Genomic DNA, 20,455 nt, shown 5'->3' with positions numbered 1-20,455 from the left:
AAAACATCAAATGATAACCAAGTTGAACCCACTGCTTTAAAATAGTAGTAAGGTTACGTCTTATTCATAAAAAGCGTTGTGTACTATTCAAACAGACCTGAGTGTTCGCTATACCATGTGTTCGCTGTAAACCAACATGCTCACTAAATTCACATAAATGTTCAGCAATACCGATAGCGCCTGTGAAGATAGTTTCAAAATCCGTATTAAGCTTTAGCTAACTTTCATCATTGATGTGTAACCTCGCGAGGATAGTTGCGCTAGTAGTGTCGATGGCGCCTCGTTTATCATCACCCAGGAGGCGTCCTGTTTCATCAACCAGAGTTAAGTAGTCTTGTAAGCTAAAATAAATACACGCGCCAGTGGATTCTTGATGGGGTTCATTGCCCGTAAAAGGTAATAAGCAGGTCGGTTGCTCACCGGTTATAGCCGCTTTAATGCGTCGTTGAATACTGGTGAAGTCAGACTGCTCTGGGGTAACCGCAATACCTGCTCGTATAGGGTTTAAATCAACATATGCCATACACAACAGTAACGCCGCTTCATCAAGCAGTGCTTGTGATTTAAAGCGTCCTTCCCAAAAATGTCCGGTACATTGGTCTTCTCGGTTAGCTTGTCGGGCTATCGGCTCATTCAATGAGCGCATAAACCAACTGATATCAATTAAACGCTGCTTATACATCTCAACCGTACTTTTAACCGTCGCTAGTTGAAACTTATAAAGCGGTTGTCTGTTCGAATATTTTTGAGTTAATAAGGTCCATTTGAATAATTGATCCCAACGTTGTAATACTTCATCGGTTGACCAGTTTTCTATTGGCTCACTATCAACATGCAAGACGATATGTAAATGATTATGCATGACAGTATAAGCTCAGATATCTATCTAAAATACCTGAGATAATGTAAATAATCGTTTTTCAATCCATCTGCGTCGATGCTCGAAACTGACAACCGTCTGCTTATCTACGCCACACAAAAAGCGCTGCGTACCGTTCGACTGCAAATGTGATAATAAGGTGTATCCAATAAACTAATTTGTTGTGAACGAGGCTTAGGCATAACAATCACACGACTGAATAAAGGTAACTTAAGTCTAGTTTATTGAACGAAAACTGCCTAAGTTATTATGGGTGGCCTGTTAAGAGATTTTAAAAAGGAAGAAGGGTCTCAAACAAAAACTGCCTAAGTTATTATGGGTGGCCTGTTAAGAGATTTTGTGATTATTTGGTCAATGAACGTTATTCGAAAAAGCAGACATTTAAATGTTTCGTCTTGCACAGCAGCAAGCCAGTCAGAGGGAAAACAGATACCCTGACTGGCATTTACAACAACCAATAGTAATGCATTTTGGGCTATTTTACTTCAATTAACACTTCGTTGTGGCGAAACCATGGAATGGTAAAAGGACCATTGTAGGCTGCGTTAATAGGCTCACTAACTGCGGTATAGCCATTTTTCGCTATCCAGCTATTGAGGATTTGGGTTTGTGTTTCAACATTACTATCACTGAGTAGTCCACTGAACTTTATCACCACGACTTTGTAATCCTTTAGTTCTGTTATCCAGACGTCTGGGTTGGTTGGCTTAGGGGTACTTTGTATCGTAAAATCGGCAGGCATTACAAATGACATTACTTGTTGTTCTGATCGCTCTTTCATAAACACCGGAGCGGTCATAGTGATTTTGGTACCCTTAGATAATGCTTCTGATTCATCCATCAGTACAGGTGCTGTCATGGCTATTTCAGTGGCGCCTTCATTCTCACCAGTAATGTATCTGAACAGATTCCTAAAAGCACCGTTCATTCCGTCGGCTGACATGTCAGATGACACTAGCACTATCGATTCATAGTTACGCACTTCAATTTTCTGTGCCTTATCAGATTTCAATAGTGTATAAGGCGCGCTATCAACTCCACTTTCTCCAAACACGGAGCAACCGGCCAAAATCAGTGGAACAAGAAGTGTGAAAAGTAATTTCATAGAATTTCCTTGAGGTCTTATAAAACAGTGTTTCTCACTGTTTTAATTTTTTATTAAGACTAGATACGTAAAACTGGGAAATTAGTTCAATTCAATATTAAATTTTATCTTCAATAAAACCTGTTGGTTGCCGTCGATTAGTGCTGAATTACAAGAAAGCCGATATCGGCTCACTTTTCTAACCGTAATAAGTAAAAAGGCGAATCATTGCTGATCCGCCTTTTTAAATTTCATAAACTTAATTAACAGATGACAACAACAAGTTAACTAGGACACTCACTTATAATACATCCTAAAACAAACCAACAACAAAAGACTAAAAAACACTCAAAAAAAGCTCAGTCATCACTCAAAAACCCTAAAGTCGAATATTATTTATTATCATTTCAAATAAACAGGATAAATGGTGTTTTCTGGACACGAAAAACACATCAGGCTTGATGTGTTGTTAGAAAATGAGGTGAATAATGAGTACTGAATCGTTACGCTAAAAGCTTATCACAACAACTGACATTATTTCGCCGCTTCAAGCCTTTATGCTCAGAGTAATCAGACAATACATCGCTGTGCCCCACCGCTCCATGAAAAAGCTTTCTGAAATCTTTTGTCAGGGTTAGCCAATTTTCAGGAGTGATATTTAAACGGCTAAGCAGTGCGGGTTGGTTTTTCTCAATATGACCCGCTTTATTTTCACGAAGGCAACGCCCTGTCATTTCAATTAATTCAAGGTAATCTTTAAGTTCAAACGGTAAACCTTTTGGCATTGCTTGTCGTGGGTTGCCCACAAAGGGCAGTAACATTTGGGGTTGCTTACCTTTTTTAGCTTCTTCTACTCGCGTTTTCAACTTTAAGCGACTGTCCTAGTTAATTTCTTAAAAAAACACGACGTACACAGCGAGAAATACAATGGTAATAAGGTGTGTCAGATATACTAATGAGTTGTCTTCTTGCGGTTGTCATGACAAAGTCCTTTTAAATAGCAGTCATTTATTGACCATAGTTAAGAAGCTTCTATTCTTCAACTTTAAGCGACTGTCCTAGTTAATTTCCTAGTTAATTTCTTTATCGAACGTAACTTATTTAATTGTTGTTTTGGGTGAAGCAAAAAAACTACTGTCGTTACTGCCAAATTTTCAGCTACCTTTACCATTTTTTCTATTTTTATTAGACCCTCAGTGCAACTGAGATTAGCAACGATAACAAGTAAATCTGCATGTTTCATATTATTAGCAAACAATTTAGGTTGATAATGACCAAGCTGCCAATCAACGGTTAGCAGCTCATGAGCAATATAATTAGAAATAGATCGGCTATTTTCTCCTACTGCATACCCATAAATTTTAGTTGAGACCATCTTAATCCCTTATATCGTTAGTTATGAAAGTATCTACTCACGAGGCGACAAACTTTGTCGCTATCTCCTTGTATAGTCGTGTTAGCAATAAATAACAAAGAGATCATTACAAATAAAAAAGGCGAATCATTTCTGATTCGCCTTTAAAATTTCTAGTGAGTTACCACCTAAAAAATAAATTAGTTATAAATAACAAAAAACACTTAAGATGGAACCAAACTTAACATACAAAACAGTAATAAAAACTATAGATTTAATCACTATCATTACCACTTTAACTGCTTGATTTAATTACTAATTTGACTAATGGATATGAACTATTTTCCATTCTACTTGTTGCTTTTCTAGCACCATAGTCTCCATACCTTCATACTTTAGTTCTTTTCCTTTGTAAGTTCCCATAGTTTTACTGCGTGACACCGACACAGCGCTGTTACCCATAACTTTTACATTATGCTCTAATGGTTCACTCTTCATAGCAGCAAGGTATTTCATATCTGAAAACATATGATGGTGAGCGTATTCATCGGCTGAGCGTTCCACTCCACCACCTTCAAAGATTAAAACATCATCTGCCAGTAGCTTCCTCGCTGTAGTTTGATCAACGGTTTTCAGCACTAGATGGAATTGCATAACCACTTTTCCGGCAGGTGAATCAACACCGATAAACATTTCAGTTTTTTGACCAGAATGATGTTCATTATCTTTCGCAATACTTACATTTCCTCAAAACACTAAGACTAAACAGACAATCAACATGGGTATTTTAATTTTTATCATCACTTATCCCTTTTTCTTAAATTTAATTAGACATTAATCTATCGCGGTAAGTATTTGGTATTGCTCTGGTGTCAAAGTCGGTAATCGTTTTATAAAAGCAACCATTGCCCATATACGTTCATCGTCGTGGGTTTTACCCCATGCTGGCATGCCTGATGCCTTAATTCCATGCTTAATCACCCAAAAACTCTTACGATCAGCTTGTGCTGCATCGACGTGTTCTTGCCTTTCATGACTTTCAGGAAAAAGTGATAAGTTAGGTGGTGCGGGATATAAGCCTACGCTCATATCACTCTCACGCTGACCAGGCTTTAAATGGCAACTAGAGCACATAAATTCGTAGTCATTGCCTCCTGTTAATAACAGTTCAGGAGCACTTAAATCAGGTACTTCAATAGCTTGAGCTGATTTTTTTATAGAGTTTTCTCTGGTTTCTTCTAAAAACCAGTAAACCAAATCACCATGTGGCTCATCAGCCGCAACATCAACTACACCTGAATACATCACCGTAGCCGCTGCACCTATACCTAATACAGCAAATAGTAATAATGATTTAATAATTTTCATATGCTTTCCTTTAAGCAAAAAGCCACCTAACACAGACGCTAAGTGGCTATTTTAGTTAATTAATGGTTATGTTCGTTATCACCATCTTTCTTTTTTTGCTCAGTTTTTTTCATTTTACTGTGATCCATCATTTTACTGTGATCCATTTTATCTTTTGACTTCTCAGCCTGCTTCATACATTTTTTCATCATAGCGATAGCGACAGGATCTTTCATATCCATCTTGCTGTGATCCATTTTGCTACAATCAGCCTTTTCAGCCTTTTTGACATGCAATTTAGGATCATGTGCAGTAGCTGCCATTGATAAAGTGATGGCTGGTATTAACACCAAAGCTATTTTTGTTAAAGTTTTCATGGTTTACTCCTAGTTTAATAAATTATTAAGGTTTATTGTGTAAATTCATCAAATGCAATATTGCTTGCATCTACATTCTTTGTTTTCAGTAAATCAATGGTTGTACTCATCATGTCTGGTGGTCCACACAAATAAAATTCAACATTATTTATTTGACTGATACCTTCAATTTGTAATTTTAAAAGCTCTTGAACATAGCCTTTTGCTCCCGTCCATTCAGCCGATGGTTGCGATAACACCGGAAAATAATTAAAGTTGGCAAATTGTTTAGCTAATTGAAAGAATTCACTTTGGTACAACAAATCATCCTCCGTTCTAGCACCATAGAAAAAGTAAATTCCTCTTTTAGTAGACTTCTCATTTATACCGCTATGTAACTGCTCTTCAATCAGAGATTTAAGCGGAGCCATACCAGAGCCAGCACCAATTAGTATCATAGTTTTATTGCTTGATGGTTTTGCATAAAAATCTTCAAAGGGTCCTACCGCTTCTATTGTCTGACCTACAGATAAGTTACATAAATAACTTGAACCGACACCGGGAAATACAATTTTGTCAGGAGCATTTTGAATTTTGATGGTAAACATCAGCTCTTCTGCACCACCGTTATTTTGACCATGACCATTAGCCAAGGAATAATTTCGACTACAGGCGTTATGCTCATATTCTAAATGTTCAATATGATGCCAGTGGGGTTTTAATGCTTCAGGTAAACGGTGCGGAATAGATACACCTTTGGCAGCAGGAATAAAAAAGCGCATATGAGCACCCGCTTTAAAAGCAAGCTTATACCCGCCAACAACTTTAAAGCGAAGCTCTTTCATAAATGGGCTAACAAATTCACTATGGGTTAATTCAAGTTGGTGCTTTTTAGCTTTTGTTGAATCCAATAAGGTGAGCTGTTCAACTTCACTTGCATCATGTTGGCATGCTAAGCGGAAGCCTTGCTGTAATTGTTCATCCGTAAAGTGAACATGATCTGCTGAAGTGACTTTAACTTTCCCATCAATACGCACTTTACACTGCCCACAAGTACCACCACCTCCACAGGTTGATGACAAAACTATATCATGATCAATCAGCCCATCAAGTATGCTTGTATTGGCAGTTACTTCAAATTCCCCCATAGCCTGCTCATTCTTGTCAAACAACGCTAAATTACGCTTTCTCCTACCAAAATTAACTTTGTATTGGCCATTAAAAATCAGTTCAATTGTCCAGATAAAACCAGTTAGGGAAAAGAAAAGAGTGAAAATAGCAAAAACAGTGATTTGAACATTATTAAAGCTTCCCTCGGTGCCATAATCCATAAAGTGCAACATAAAGAAAATATCTACAAAACGCTTATCATCATTACTATGTTTAATTATCCGGCCTGAGCCAGCATCTATGTAAACACTAGTATTAATATAATCAGCATAATTTATCTGCCAAACATGGTTTTGTTCGCGCGGTATATCGTCATAAGGCGGGGATAATTTAATGGCACTGTTAATTCTTCCCTGACCTTTATAAGAAGATTGCGCTAGCTTTGTAGCCATTACCTCATCAATAACTATGGGCTTACCTGTATAAGCATCAACAACAGAGTAATTGTTGCTAAAATGGCTATATAACCCTTTCTGATGAGTTAATAAATAATAAGGTTGTGCTAACAAAGATATTTGTTTTAATGATACTGACCGCTTAGATCTAGACAACACCAGTTGAGGCTCAACTAACCTATTAATATCTACCTGAGCTACAGCCGGGCGTTGACGAAATTGATTACCCGATGCCTTTTCATGATCCATTAGATTGAAATACAAGCCAGTACTTAACCAAATCAATAGTTGCAATCCGACCAATAACGACAACCACTTATGCAGTTTTTTAAGGAGTAACATTATTTTGCTTCTCCTGTAATTTCTTTAGCTAAATGAGCTATGTTTGTAGTATTTTTTGCTCGGTTTTTAAAAATAACAAAGTAACTTAATACTCCACCAAATATTGATGCCAATATCGAAAATAAGGTGAACCAAAACAATAGTTGATTACTCGGATCTTCATCTTCGTAATCCATCACATGCAAGCTAAACATTAAATCAAAGATACGCCAAAATTCATGTCGTTTACTGACAAGTTTCCCCGTCTGAGCTGAAACATAAATCGAAGGATTGCCAAAATCATAAAAGTTAACTCGCCAAGCGGGTAAAGCTCGACGACTCAATTCAAATGGCGGATTTTCTTGAATAATTTCAACTTTTGCCACGCCACCTTTACCACTATAATAATGTTGAGCGGCTCGGATCGCGGACACCTCATTTAACGGGGAAAGCTGCTGGCCCGTTTGAGCATCAACGAGATATTTATTATTCCCTTGCTTAAAACGATAAACAGCTTGATCAATGAAAACCTCAACTTCTATGCTTTCGGCATTGGGGTATTGCTGACGTAGTTTTGAAAACGGATAAGTAATAGTATCTGCATCAAGTTTAGTTTGGTGATTAACCACCAAACTATCACCATGAATATAGTCAATATCAAATATCACCATATAGGCTCCTGATATTGACCAGATCAAAAACTGAAGGCCCAAAAACAACATTAACCATTTATGAAATTTACGGCTAGTTTTTAGTAACTTCATATTGTTATGCCTTCTTTGCCGTACTTTTTACCGATGACGAGCGCCATAAATAATACAACGTAGGTAAAACAAGTAATGTCAAAATAACCGCACTCAACATTCCACCTACCATAGGTGCAGCAATTCTGCTCATCACTTCAGAGCCTGTACCTGTGCCATATAAAATCGGTAATAAGCCAACAATGACTGTACCTGCGGTCATCATTACTGGGCGAACACGCATGCCAGCACCATATAATACCGCCTGAAAAACATCTGCTTTTATTGTGGTAATACCTTGTTCTTGATGTTTTTTAAGCATGTCTCGATAAGATTGGTTTAAATAAACCAACATAATCACGCCAATTTCTACTGCGACACCTGCTAAGGCTATAAATCCCACCCCGACAGCAACGGAAAAACTGAAACCTTCAAGGTAAATTAACCAAATACTGCCTACCATCGCGAGCGGCAACGTCCCCATAATCATTGCGACTTCAATAACATTTCTAAAATTTAAGTACAGGAGAATAACAATGATGAATAAGGTAAGCGGTACCACGTAAGTCAGTTTTGCTTTTGCACGTTCCATGTATTCGTATTGCCCTGCCCAAGCAATAGAATACCCCGTTGGCAGTGATAACTTATCAGTAACCACTTTTTTGGCTGACTCAACATAAGTGCCAACATCAACGCCTTCAATATCAATAAATGCCCAACCATTTAAACGGGCATTTTCAGATTTTATGCCTGGAGGTCCATCTTCAACAAAAATATTGGCCACATCGCCAAGAGAAATACGCTGCCTATTAGGCGTAACAATCGGTAGTAATGATAATTGCTCAGGAGAATTTCGGTAATCTTGAGGGTAACGTAAATTCACCGGATAACGCTCTAACCCTTCAATGGTTTGAGTAACATTTATGCCGCCAATAGCGGTAGCAATAACTTGTTGTATGTCACTAATATTTAAACCATAACGAGCCGCTTTGGCCCGCTGAATATCCACATTAATGTAACGTCCTCCTGCGACACGCTCTGAATATACTGAGGCGGTGCCTGGCACATCTTGTAAGATATTTTCAAGTTGTTGACCAATATCTTGGATAACATTGAGTTTAGGTCCAGCTATTTTAATACCTACTGGCGTTTTAATCCCCGTTGCGAGCATATCAATACGTGTTTTTATTGGCATAACCCAAGCATTGGTTAACCCAGGAATGTTAACTAGCCCATCAAACTCTGCTTTTAAACTATCAGTGGTAATACCTTCTCGCCATTCACTTTGAGGCTTTAATTGGATAAATGTTTCGATCATCGTCAAAGGCGCCGGATCAGTCGCTGTTTCAGCACGCCCAACTTTCCCAAAGGCAGTTTCAACTTCTGGCACCGTTTTAATTAACTTATTAGTATGTTGCAATAATTGACGAGCTTCGCCAATAGAGATCCCTGGATAAGTAGTTGGCATATACATCAAATCGCCTTCATCAAGTGGAGGGATAAACTCACTACCAATTTTATCTAGTGGGTATAAACCAATAGCAAACACAGCTAGTGCAGCAACAAGTGTCACTTTAGGAAAATTTAACACCGCTTTTAGTGCAGGCATATACATGGCTGTGAGAAATCGATTCACGGGGTTTTTTTGTTCTGGAAGCACTTTACCACGAATAAAGTAGCCCATTAATACGGGTACTAAAGTAATCGCTAATGCCGCAGAAGCCGCCATGGCATAAGTTTTGGTATACGCTAATGGCGAGAACATTCGTCCTTCTTGTGCTTCTAAAGTAAACACAGGAATAAAACTAACGGTGATTATCATCAAGCTAAAAAATAATGCTGGACCTACTTCTGTAGCGGCATCGGCGACAATACGCCAACGATTATCCTTGCTCAGTGGAGTCCGTTCCATATGCTTGTGCATATTCTCTATCATCACAATAGCACCATCTACCATTGCGCCAATAGCAATAGCAATGCCCCCTAATGACATAATATTAGCGTTCAATCCTTGAGCATGCATCACAGTAAAGGCGGTTAAAATGCCAACAGGGATACTAAAAATAACCACTAAAGAAGAGCGTAAATGAAACAAGAAAACCAAACATACAAGCGCAACAACAATAAATTCTTCTACTAACTTATCGGCTAGGTTATCGACCGAACGTTCAATAAGGGCTGAACGGTCATAAACTGTCACAATTTCTACACCATCGGGTAAACCCGCTTTAAGCTCCTCAAGTTTTGTTTTAACGCGTGCGATCACTTCTTGTGCATTCTCTCCAAAGCGCATCACAATGATGCCGCCAACGGTTTCACCTTCACCATTAAGCTCGGCAATACCGCGACGCATTTGTGGTCCCGTACCAATGTCAGCAACATCTTTAAGCAATAAAGGGGTACCATTTTGGTTTACCCCTAAAGGTATATTTTCTAAATCGTCAACACCTTTCAAATAGCCTGTAGCTCTGACCATATATTCAGCTTCAGCCATTTCAACCACAGAGGCTCCAATCTCTTGATTTCCTTGCTTTATCGCTGTTTGGATCATTGAAAGCGGAATACCAAAAGCTCTTAACTTATCGGGGTCCACTTGTATTTGGTATTGTTTGACCATTCCGCCAAGGGCAGCAACTTCAGAAACCCCTTTTACCGCTTGTAATTCATATTTTAAAAACCAATCTTGAACACTACGTAATTGGCTCAAATCATGTTGGCCTGTTTTATCGACTAACGCGTAAAGATATACCCAGCCAACGCCTGTTGCATCAGGCCCGAGTTGAGGTCTAGCTTCTGTTGGTAGACTAGGTACTACTTGACTCAAATACTCAAGTACTCGTGACCGCGCCCAATATAAATCTGTATTTTCATCAAAGATGACATAAACATAAGAGTCACCAAAGAATGAAAAACCACGTACCGTTTCAGCACCTGGTACTGACAGCATTGCAGTTGTTAATGGATAAGTCACCTGATCTTCAACCACTTGCGGGGCTTGTCCTGGGTAACTGGTTTTAATAATTACCTGAACATCTGATAAATCAGGTAAGGCATCTATTGGGGTATTCTTTACTGCATATAGCCCCACACCGACAAGAATGGCGGTGGCTAACAATACGAAAAAACGATTACCTATAGACCAACGAATGATAGAAGCTATCATAATAATTAACTCCTATATTAGTGGTTTGAGTGGTCGACAGCATCAGCACCAGAAACAGGTACTAATGGTGAAATATCATTGATGATAAAATTGCCATCTCTAATTTCAAAGGTAAATTTAACGTCCATTCCTTGGCTAAACCCAGCCAAACTCACGCCATTATCGGTAATAAAATCTAGTGTTGCCGCAGGTCTATTCCATTTTTTAATGGCAGAACGACTAATATTAATCATTCCATGATCTATCATTAATGAATTTATCTTTCCCGTCACTGTTGCAAAAGAAGTGTTAGAGCTGGCTTCAATGCTATTATCAGTCGCGTTAATGTCAACATCATCTGGCACATGGATGTTACTCACTTGATAATCACCATTTGATGTTTTAGTTACTTCCACGTGTAAGCTAAGACCTTCTTTAAGTTGCGATAAATCTACAGAGTCTGTAGAGATGAAGTCCATTGTCATTTCTGGCCAGCCCCACTCAGGGATAGGGGCGTGTATTAACGTCAACATTTTATGATTGGCCATCACACTTTGTATTTGAGCTGAAACCCACACAGAATCAGGAACTGAATCATCTATTTTTGATTCATCATGGTTCATCCGTTTAAAATCAGATGACTTGCTTGATTCTGAATCCAATAAAAATTGCGCAGAGCTAACGATTTTTTCACCATCGCTGAGTCCTTCAAGTATCTCTACACTTTCATTATTATAACGACCCACTCTAACAATCACTGACTTAAAGCTTCCCTCACCTAAAGCGAGAACAACTCTATCTTGGGTACCAGTCCTAATAAGTGCTTCTTTAGGGATAAGTAACGCTTGTTCGTCACTCGTTTGATGAATAGTTATTTGAGCAAACATATTAGGTTTAAAGTCACCGTTTTCATTTTTAAAACGTATACGTACTTTCACTGTGCGTGTTTTTTGATTAAGTGTCGGATAGATGAAGTCCACTTGTCCTTGCCAAATTTTCCCCGGTAAATAATCCAACGTCATCGTAATCGGTGCTCCTGTCTTGACTTGTCCTGCCTGTCTTTCAAAAACTTCACCTTCAATCCAAACTTCTGATAAATCAACAATTGACATAAGGGTTGAACCAGGTTTAACAAAAAAGCCTTCACGTATCTTTAAGTTTTCGACAACACCTTTTTGAGGCGAATAAAAAGTAATGGTTTGCTGAACTTTTTTAGTTTCCTTCAACTTCTCAATAGCTGATATATGCAATTGTAATGCGGCTAATCTGTTTTCAGCAGCGCTGATTAACCTATTGTTTTTACGATCCAGTGCTAATAGTAGTTCTTCTTGAGCATTAACTAACGCAGGAGAATATATATCGTATAAAGGCTGATTCTTCTTAACAGGATCACCAACTGCCTTAACGTATAATTTTTCTATCCAACCTTCAACTCGCGGGTGAATATCAATTAACTTATCCTCATCGTAGGTAACATATCCGACTGTATTTATTTCTGTATGTAATGACTTATAGCTAGCTGTTGACGTTCTAACACCTAAGTTATTCACTACATCAGGAGAAATTCGGATGGTTCCTGGGCCTTCATCAGGTCCTTTACCACCATCATCATAAACAGGTACTAAATCCATGCCCATAGGTGATTTACCAGGCTTATCTCTTTTATAATTTGCATCCATCGGTGCAACCCAATATTGCGGTTTTTTTTCTTCAGATACCGCATTTATACCTTGTTTATTCCCTGAAGGAATTAACACAGTGTAGGCTCCAAAAGTTAGGATTCCCCCAATAATCATGCCCATAAAGATAGGTTTAATATTATTGCTCATTATTTTTCTCCGGCACTAGCTGCATATTGGCCGCTAGAGATGTAATTCATATTATTAGTCGTCATTGCAGTCTTAATGCTGCCAATGAAAAGGTAATTTAGTTCAAGGTTTAATTTTTGCTCTTCTACATTGAGGGTTAACTCATCTATTTCTGCATTTAAAACAGCAATACGTGAGCGTACAACTTCCGCAAAATCACCATCATCATTGGTATATGCTGTGAGTGATGCTTCTGCTTGATCATGTATTTGAGGTAATAACTTCGATGTGTACAAGTTCTGTCTATTTTTGAGACGTAGCAATCTTCCTTTGGCGCTAGAATAAGAACCAAGTAATTGTCTAAGCAACAATAACTTTTCAGTTTTAATGGCTTCTGTTTTAAAAATGGCAGACTGCACTTCTTTATCTTGTCGATTTTCGGTAAATAGAGGAAGATCAAACGTCACTCCTACTGAAAACAAATCAGCTCTGCTTCTCCCCATAGGATCATCGGCTCGATATCCATAACTAGCACTTACCCCCCATTCCAGTTGATATTTTTGCTCCGCAAGCTTAATACCTGTTTTAGTTGCACTCACTTTCTTTTCAATAGCAATAACAGATGGATGGCTTGTGAAATATTGAACTAGCTCTTGTGAATTTAACCAACTTTGGCTGTGAACTAATTTATTATTAAGCAAATCTATTTGTGGGATTTGATGACTAAGCTCAATGTCATGTAAAGAAAAATCACTATATAAAGTCGTTTCTACAGAATCATTACTTGTCGAAAATTTGGTTAACCATTGAGATAACATGCCTTCAAAACGATTTTTTTGTTGGCCTAACTTTTCTAATCGGTCTTCTAATTGAGTTAGTTCAAGTTGCGCTCTAACGATATCTTGTTGACGAGTTTTTCCTAATGCCGATGAGTAACTAGCTTCTGCAATATCTGCTAGTTGTTCAAACAAAGACCTGTTTTTTTCTATTAAAGCGATACTCTGTTGCACTCGATATGCATCCAGCCATAAACTACCTACAGTGACAGCAACCTTTGCTTCTCTATCCTGACGCTGGAAGGGAAATGCCTCACTTTGAATTCGAAGTTGCTGGCTTTTAATAGTTAAGGTATCACCACGAGGGAACATTTGAGCTATTCCTATTTTAGCTTGTGTCATCCCTTCCTGACCAAAATCAAATCCATTAGTAGGTAAATTTGCTAGACCAATAGATATTTTAGGATCTGGTAATGTACTAACTGCTGTACTCATTGACTCAATAGATCTTTGTTTATGAAAATTACCCGTAAGCCAAGGATCACTCTTCTGCGCCAATTTTATTGCCATCTCGAAAGATAAAATGCTTTCAACACTTGATAGGGGTTGTTGAGCAGCAAGCGATGGAATAAATAAAAGAGCTAATATACTTACCCCACACTTTGTGCGTAATTTGCTATTAATACTTTGTTTAATCATTAGAACTGTTCCTCATATGACTGAACATTTGAATAAATTTCATAGCTTCCATCTGATTTCAAGAGAAGAACTTTATATGGTTGAAATTTATCCCCCATTTCCATACCAGGAGAGCCTAAAGGCATTGCAGGAACTGACAAGCCAATGACAGTATCATCATGCTTTTCGTTCAAGAATTGTTGAATGAATTTTGCAGGTACATGTCCTTCAAAAGCGTAACCATCTTCAGAAATAGCGGTATGACAAGAGCGATATCGTGGCTGAATCCCTCTTTTTTCTTTAATGCTTGAAATATCATTTCTGTCATGAACTTTGGATTGAAACCTATTCTCATCAATATGACTTATCCACTTCTTGCAACAGCCACAAGTCGAACTTTTATATACGTCTAGATATATAGGTTGTGCTTTAGCAGTATTCGATTCTGCTCTAACTGCATCACTATCAGAACAACTTGCGATCAATGCCACTACGAAAAATGTAGCGATGATCTTTAAACTATATTTATTTGGTAACATAATTCCCCCAATGGGATATTAATTAATTTTTTGATTGATTTTTTGATTGATTTTTTGATTAATTAGGTTATTTTTAATGTTTAGTAATGAATTTAAATAAATTCAGGGATAAAAAAAGCCTAATACAGATATTAGTTATATAAATGACCCAAATTTTGGACACACTTATTCTGTATTTAACTAAGTATTGGAGGTCTATAAAGAGATGTGGATTGTTGGCTTTGTGCCAACGATAAATACGAGGGTATTTTTGAAGATAAATCTATAATTGGGTTACTGACAGCGTATTTCAATAATGTTGCAAGACTTGAATAACTACCAGTAAAACAGCTACATGCTTTTACGCAACAATCATCTTCTGATGTTTCAGAATCACGAGAAGAATCATTAGCCATTTTATGCATGCTATGATCCATCATTGACATATCTTGTGATTGCTCTTGGTCATTCATAACTTTCATACTCATCATATGATAAGACATAAGAGTAGACGCCATTGCCTGACCAACAAAGGCCAAACATACTAGCAATACTAATAATGTTTTAGGAAAATTAAAATTCACAAGTAACCAACATAATATAATTAACTAAATATTCGCATAACAAGTGCTTTTTTACAATAAGTAAATGTTGGCGATGTAAATAAAACGACATTAATGTGTAGTAGTGTCATAAGCAAGGGAACTATTGCAACTTCAGAAAACCATTGGTTTTTAATTAATTGTCCTGCTAAATATCAAAAAATTTATTTACCTACCTTTCAAATAAAACTAAGGAGGCGTGTAAAGCTAACTCCTTTAGTAGACTAAAACTTCGCTTCAGAATTTACTTTTAATACTTCGCCTGACATTGTCATCAGGAAATAAATTGTTTTATTTTCTGATTTATTGTTAGCACTAACAATATAACGGTTAGCTTCTGCTGCATGTAATTTGAAATCTTCTGAGGTCAAACTCTTCCAGCTCGGGTCTAATTTTCCAACCTTGAAACCTAAATCTTTAAAAGTCAGTTTTTGGATAGCTTTAGCTGCAATTTGTGTTGCTACTTTAGGGCTTATTTTTCCGTGGTCAGTATGCGCAAATGCTGAACTTGTGGTAAATATCAATGTAATAAATAAGGCTGCTATTCAAGTTTTCATTTCGGTGTTCCCGTTATTTTAATTAAATTTAAAGTATGTTTTTTTATCTATTACTTGAGGTGATTATTTAAGGCCATGCTTAGTGTATTCACCTTTTACAATAAGTTGAACAGTAACAGGTGCATCAGAAGTATTTTTCCAATACCAACCATGTGAACCAGCAAATGGTGCCATAAAACTCCCTTTCATTTCACCCAGTGTTGCTATTACATAACTTTCAAAATAGCCCGTGGTGTCGCCTTCTGGTTCACCATGTAAATCAAAATACAATGCTGAACTATCTGTTATCCATTCGTATTCAAGCTTTTGGTATTGCGCCATGATAAATTTGTATTCAACACCGCGACCAGCAGGAACAATTACTTCAATGGTTTCTGTAACAACTTTTGATTTTTCGGCTACTTCTTGTGAAGAGAGTGGAGTGGACGTTTCGGCCTTTACGTTGTGAAAAACGGTTAGCCCAAGTTTATGTCCTATCCCTGTTGGATCGATGTTGTATTCCGCAGGTAATATAATGGTTAAAAGTGTAATTGCTGCAAATACTAAGCTGAACAGTGTGTATTTAAGCAATGCTGAATTCGTTAATGTGATAACTTGTGGCATATTTTTTGGACCGCTTTGTTGCATCGTTTTGTCTCTTAAATTAGGGTAAAGTTTAATAGTAAAAATTTAATAAATTAGTTAATGAAATAACCAGTCAGTTGAAAACCTACCAACATAAACCCTGCACTCATCAACAAACAATTAGTGTTGGTCGCAAAGCGCGTGAAGCTACTATGTTTACGCCAAAAATTAATCACTAAAAGAATAAAGGCCAAGGCGGTAAACTGTCCTAACTCAACCCCAACATTAAAAGCAATTAAATTAGTAATTAAACCGTCATCAGGAAGTTGAAACTCTTGTAACTTGGTTGCTAAGCCAAAACCGTGAAAAAAGCCAAAAATCAGTACAGCAAGCTTGGCATTGGGTGATTTACCAAAGAGTCGATTAAAGCCACCTAAATTATCAAAGCCCTTATAAACAACTGATAGCCCAATAATGGCATCGATTAAGTAAGCATTAACTTGTATGTCACTGATCACGCCAAACAATAAGGTTAAGCTGTGTCCTAGCGTAAACATACTGACATACAATAAAACGTCTCGACTTCTATATAAAAAGAACAACACACCTACTAAAAACAATAAATGATCGTACCCTGTCACCATATGCTTAGCACCAATATACAAAAATGGGATAATTTGTACACCAGTGTTTTGTAGTAAAAATGCTCTTGTGCTTTCATCGACACCATGAGCAAAAGCTTCAATCGGTAACCATATGGCAAGTAAAGCGATAAAACTCAACAAGCCATATCGCTGCATAATATTAAACATTTACGGTTTCCTTTGAATGAGTTGTTTTTGAATGAGTTGTTTCAGTCAAGGTTTCTTCGCTATGCAGCAAACGATATAAAGCTGGAAGAACGAATAGCGTCAATATAGTTGAGGAAATCACCCCTTCGATCACCACAGTTGCTAGTGGACGTTGAACCTCAGAGCCTACCCCTGTATTAAGCGCCATAGGCACAAAACCTAATGAGGCAACAAGCGCGGTTGTTAGAACAGGTCGAGGTCTTGTCAATGCACCTTCGATAATAGCCGTATCTAAAGCAGCTCCTTCACGTCTAAGTTTTTGTATAAACGAAACCATAACTAGGACATTTAAAATAGCAATGCCTGATAAAGCAATAAAGCCAACAGCGGCTGATATTGAAAAAGGGATATCTCTCAATAGTAAAGCAAAAATCCCTCCTGTTAAAGCTAATTGAACGCCAGTAAAAATAATCATGGAATCTTTAAATGAGCCTAAAACCAAGAAAAGAAGACCAATAATCATCACCAACGTAATAGGAACCACGATAGATAGGCGATCTAAAGCTGATTGTAACTTTTGGTAAGTGCCACCATATTCAATCCAGTAACCCGCAGGCATTTCAACAGACTTATCAATAGAGGCCTGAATATCGTTAACAAATGAGCCCAAATCTCTCCCTCGAACATTAGCGGTAACAACCACTCTACGTTTGCCATTTTCTCTATTGACTTGGTTTGCACCTTCAACCAATACCAATTCAGCTAACTCCTGTAATGGAACATAACTGTTATCTAACATCTGTATCAGTAAGTAAGACAAGGCATCAACATCGGTTCTTAGCGCTTCTGGAAGTCGTACTACTATGTCTGCACGTTGGTCACCTTATAGAACTTACCCGCAACCGAACCGCCTAACACTGTGGAAAGTTGATCTTGTAGTTGCTTCACGCTTATTCCATATTTTGTTAGCTGGGCAAGTTTAGGATTAATCGTCATTATAGGTAAACCAGTCGTTCTTTCTACTTGAATATCAGCAGTCCCCTCAACATTAATAATAGCTGTGTTTATACTCTTTCCTAACGTTGCTAAAGTATCAAAGTCATCGCCAAACACTTTGATAGCCAGCTCTGCACGAACCCCTGATAACAACTCATTAAAGCGCATTTGTATTGGTTGTAAGAACTCATATCGATTACCCGGCATAGGCTCTACTCCGGCTGCTAATTCCTCAATAAATTGTGCTTTAGGTTTATTAGGATTTGGCCATTCACTGCGTGGTTTTAAAATAATAAAATTATCGGCAACACTGGGTGGTACTGAAGTTTTATCTAGTTCTACAATTTTATTATGAATTTCTTTTACCACTTCACTATTTGATTTGGTGCCTTTACATGAAACGTATGTTCTATATATACTTATAATTTTACTTCTGAGCTCTTGAAAAACCTCAATCTCATTCTTTTGAAGTGGCATAATCAATTCTGCGTGAAAAAATGACTCCTTAGCATCTTCTATTAGTTTTTCTTCAATTGAAGCTAAAGCCATTTTGATAACAAATATTTCTTTGTCATATGACTACACATAAGATTCATACTCTGTTTCAGTCAACTTTTTTTGGATGTAACTATTTATAATTTCTAGTAAATATTTACTTACTATTTTAAAAGTTAAACTTTTAGAATCGCTAGGTTTGCAAATTCCGCTATGACTTACTTGCAAAGTTTTTGATTTTAATTTCTTAGTAGTATTTGGTGTAGCACTTAAACTGCCCACACACTCATCATGTTGAGCTTCAACGTAATAACTTTTTGCAAGGTTATGAAACCTATCCACCCAGAGATCATTTAGTGCTGTCATATCTTTATTTAAAGGTTTTAGTTCTTTAGCATTAACATTGGCAGGTCCCAAAATTAAAGCGGGAAAGGAGCCCCTATGTGGTGTAGCCAGAGAGATATAACCTATGACTGGTAAGTCAATATCTTCATATTCTTCTGCTAGGTGATTCAAAATAAAGTTTTTAGCAATTAACCCTCCCATGCTATAACAAATAAACACAATACTGTCATAGTCATCTGACTCACCTTCCAGAAAAATAGCCAAAGAGCTTGTTAGGGATTCAATAGATGAATTTTTTCTAATTTTTGGTTTCCTAAAATTAAGCCCTTGAACCTTATTCACTAAACCTACTATTGAGTTCGCAAATATATTTTGAGTCAAATTTATGATCTTTGTAAAATAGTCAAATTCAATAAAATCAACATTCTCATTTATCTTAGTCTCATTTGCCAATAATTCAGGAAAGCTAACGGCGCTCTCTTCATTAATCCAGGTTTTCTCCCCTCCAGTAAGCTGAAGTGGTATGGCATATGGTGGTATTTAAAGAATATTTTGGAATGATAAGAATTATGCTCTTGAAAATAAGCACCTTATAGACAATGCCATAGATGATCCACACCCCGCGGTTAACATTACATCTATTGATTTACTGTTGCCAATGGCAAATTACGACAACAACTATGCTCTAGAAAAATTCATAGAACTCTGTGATAAAGATCTTCGTATGACATGTGGCCATGGAGTACATTACTTTTTTAATAAAGGATTTGAAGGTAAATACCAACAAAAATTTGTCAGTTTAGTTATGAGGATGCTTGATTACCCGCTTGATGAAGTAAAGAAAGAAGCAGCTCGACAAGTTTACGCAAGATGGTTTTTCAATAAGTTATTTGAAGATAAAATTTAATTCGTATTAAAAGATAATGTAAACCTAAGAGAAGGCTGTGCTTCCGTAGTTAAGCAATTCCTAGAGGAAGATAAATATCATGATAAAAGTTTGAAACTAGAGCCTGCTTACAAAACTCTAGTGAACGATAATGATGCGGATATTTTGCGAAAAATAGGAGGATGTATTGGAAGTGAACATTATTGGACAAAACAGAATGTTAACAATTTATTTGACGTATTTGTAAAGTCCGAGTCTGCTAAGTACTGCTTGTTTGAATTGTTCCATACACTAGAAAATTACTCTGGCGCTTTAACTGAGTTGAGTGACCCTCTGTTAGATTTGGTTACTAACTTAAGTAATGACCGGAATAAAAACCCATCAAATCTACACATAAATATCATTGATTCATCATTAATTGCAGTCCTTCAACGCCTTCACGACGAAGCTTCAGAGGATGAGGATGAAACTGCTATAAATACATGTTTAGATATTTGGGATAAATTACTTCAATCTGAAATATTTAGTGCAATAAATGCAGCTAAAGAGCTAGATAAGCGTCTTCTTAGTTAAATTATCCACAAAAAAGGCGAATCATTTCTGATTCGCCTTTTAAATTATTTTACTTGGAAGTTAACCAACTTAAT

At 37.1% G+C, this 20,455-nt stretch carries 19 protein-coding genes and 3 pseudogenes; 2 read left to right on the top strand and 20 right to left on the bottom strand.

Annotated elements, in window-relative coordinates; translation table 11 throughout:
• Positions 1–64: 64 nt before the first annotated feature.
• From H4J66_RS19725 to H4J66_RS19635, 20 genes and pseudogenes are all read right to left on the bottom strand, one after another.
• A pseudogene (locus H4J66_RS19725) lies at positions 65–1,062 on the bottom strand (transposase).
• A 293-nt stretch (positions 1,063–1,355) separates the two neighbouring features.
• Complete coding sequence (locus tag H4J66_RS19720; RefSeq protein WP_310650687.1) at positions 1,356–1,934, bottom strand: heme-binding protein; 579 nt, start codon at positions 1,932–1,934, stop codon at positions 1,356–1,358.
• 533 nt (positions 1,935–2,467) lie between these two features.
• The gene (locus tag H4J66_RS19715) at positions 2,468–2,830 is read right to left on the bottom strand and encodes a hypothetical protein (protein ID WP_182176611.1); all 363 of its coding nucleotides are present in this window, start codon (positions 2,828–2,830) and stop codon (positions 2,468–2,470) included.
• 179 nt (positions 2,831–3,009) lie between these two features.
• Complete coding sequence (locus tag H4J66_RS19710; protein WP_182176610.1) at positions 3,010–3,339, bottom strand: hypothetical protein; 330 nt, start codon at positions 3,337–3,339, stop codon at positions 3,010–3,012.
• Between the two features lie 303 nt (positions 3,340–3,642).
• On the bottom strand, positions 3,643–4,011 hold the full coding sequence (locus H4J66_RS19705; protein WP_182176609.1) for a nuclear transport factor 2 family protein: 369 nt from the start codon (positions 4,009–4,011) through the stop codon (positions 3,643–3,645).
• Positions 4,012–4,152: 141 nt separating this feature from the next.
• Positions 4,153–4,686, bottom strand: a complete 534-nt coding sequence (locus tag H4J66_RS19700; RefSeq protein WP_182176608.1) for a cytochrome c — start codon at positions 4,684–4,686, stop codon at positions 4,153–4,155.
• Between the two features lie 59 nt (positions 4,687–4,745).
• Positions 4,746–5,042, bottom strand: coding sequence for a hypothetical protein (locus H4J66_RS19695; RefSeq protein ID WP_182176607.1), 297 nt, complete (start codon positions 5,040–5,042; stop codon positions 4,746–4,748).
• 32 nt (positions 5,043–5,074) lie between these two features.
• Complete coding sequence (locus tag H4J66_RS19690; protein ID WP_182176606.1) at positions 5,075–6,928, bottom strand: 2Fe-2S iron-sulfur cluster-binding protein; 1,854 nt, start codon at positions 6,926–6,928, stop codon at positions 5,075–5,077.
• The gene (locus H4J66_RS19685; RefSeq protein ID WP_182176605.1) at positions 6,928–7,578 is read right to left on the bottom strand and encodes a PepSY domain-containing protein; all 651 of its coding nucleotides are present in this window, start codon (positions 7,576–7,578) and stop codon (positions 6,928–6,930) included. The genes H4J66_RS19690 and H4J66_RS19685 overlap by 1 nt, the downstream gene beginning before the upstream one ends.
• Positions 7,579–7,675: 97 nt before the next feature.
• On the bottom strand, positions 7,676–10,813 hold the full coding sequence (locus H4J66_RS19680) for an efflux RND transporter permease subunit (protein WP_182176604.1): 3,138 nt from the start codon (positions 10,811–10,813) through the stop codon (positions 7,676–7,678).
• Between the two features lie 17 nt (positions 10,814–10,830).
• Complete coding sequence (locus tag H4J66_RS19675; protein ID WP_182176603.1) at positions 10,831–12,621, bottom strand: efflux RND transporter periplasmic adaptor subunit; 1,791 nt, start codon at positions 12,619–12,621, stop codon at positions 10,831–10,833.
• Positions 12,621–14,075 (bottom strand): TolC family protein, encoded by a 1,455-nt coding sequence (locus tag H4J66_RS19670; protein ID WP_182176602.1) that lies wholly within the window; start codon positions 14,073–14,075, stop codon positions 12,621–12,623. The genes H4J66_RS19675 and H4J66_RS19670 overlap by 1 nt, the downstream gene beginning before the upstream one ends.
• The gene (locus H4J66_RS19665; RefSeq protein ID WP_182176601.1) at positions 14,075–14,593 is read right to left on the bottom strand and encodes a DUF411 domain-containing protein; all 519 of its coding nucleotides are present in this window, start codon (positions 14,591–14,593) and stop codon (positions 14,075–14,077) included. Before H4J66_RS19665 ends, H4J66_RS19670 begins: the two co-directional genes overlap by 1 nt.
• Before the next feature lie 176 nt (positions 14,594–14,769).
• Positions 14,770–15,156 (bottom strand): CopL family metal-binding regulatory protein, encoded by a 387-nt coding sequence (locus tag H4J66_RS19660; RefSeq protein ID WP_310650686.1) that lies wholly within the window; start codon positions 15,154–15,156, stop codon positions 14,770–14,772.
• Positions 15,157–15,398: 242 nt separating this feature from the next.
• Positions 15,399–15,719: a DUF6488 family protein gene (locus H4J66_RS19655; RefSeq protein WP_404842774.1), complete on the bottom strand. Its 321-nt coding sequence runs from the start codon at positions 15,717–15,719 to the stop codon at positions 15,399–15,401.
• A 75-nt stretch (positions 15,720–15,794) separates the two neighbouring features.
• Positions 15,795–16,334 carry a hypothetical protein gene (locus tag H4J66_RS19650; protein WP_182176644.1) on the bottom strand — a complete coding sequence of 180 codons (540 nt, stop codon included), beginning with the start codon at positions 16,332–16,334 and terminating at the stop codon, positions 15,795–15,797.
• 74 nt (positions 16,335–16,408) lie between these two features.
• Positions 16,409–17,095 (bottom strand): HupE/UreJ family protein, encoded by a 687-nt coding sequence (locus H4J66_RS19645; RefSeq protein ID WP_409049370.1) that lies wholly within the window; start codon positions 17,093–17,095, stop codon positions 16,409–16,411.
• 4 nt (positions 17,096–17,099) lie between these two features.
• A pseudogene (locus tag H4J66_RS19640) lies at positions 17,100–18,406 on the bottom strand (efflux RND transporter permease subunit); the annotation flags it as partial.
• A 60-nt stretch (positions 18,407–18,466) separates the two neighbouring features.
• Positions 18,467–18,631 (bottom strand): annotated as a pseudogene (locus H4J66_RS20690) (hypothetical protein); the annotation flags it as partial.
• A gap of 30 nt (positions 18,632–18,661) precedes the next feature.
• Positions 18,662–19,375 (bottom strand): hypothetical protein, encoded by a 714-nt coding sequence (locus H4J66_RS19635; protein ID WP_182176599.1) that lies wholly within the window; start codon positions 19,373–19,375, stop codon positions 18,662–18,664.
• Positions 19,376–19,646: 271 nt separating this feature from the next.
• Between H4J66_RS19635 and H4J66_RS19630 the strand changes: the two genes are divergently transcribed.
• Together H4J66_RS19630 and H4J66_RS19625 are read left to right on the top strand one after the other, a co-directional pair.
• Positions 19,647–19,829 (top strand): hypothetical protein, encoded by a 183-nt coding sequence (locus tag H4J66_RS19630; RefSeq protein WP_182176598.1) that lies wholly within the window; start codon positions 19,647–19,649, stop codon positions 19,827–19,829.
• Positions 19,830–19,919: 90 nt separating this feature from the next.
• Positions 19,920–20,381, top strand: coding sequence for a hypothetical protein (locus tag H4J66_RS19625; RefSeq protein WP_182176597.1), 462 nt, complete (start codon positions 19,920–19,922; stop codon positions 20,379–20,381).
• The last annotated feature ends 74 nt before the right edge of the window (positions 20,382–20,455 follow it).

Source organism: Colwellia sp. MB3u-55 (assembly GCF_014076785.1).
Lineage (GTDB): Bacteria > Pseudomonadota > Gammaproteobacteria > Enterobacterales > Alteromonadaceae > Colwellia_A.
This window is presented reverse-complemented; position numbering and strand designations above follow the sequence as displayed.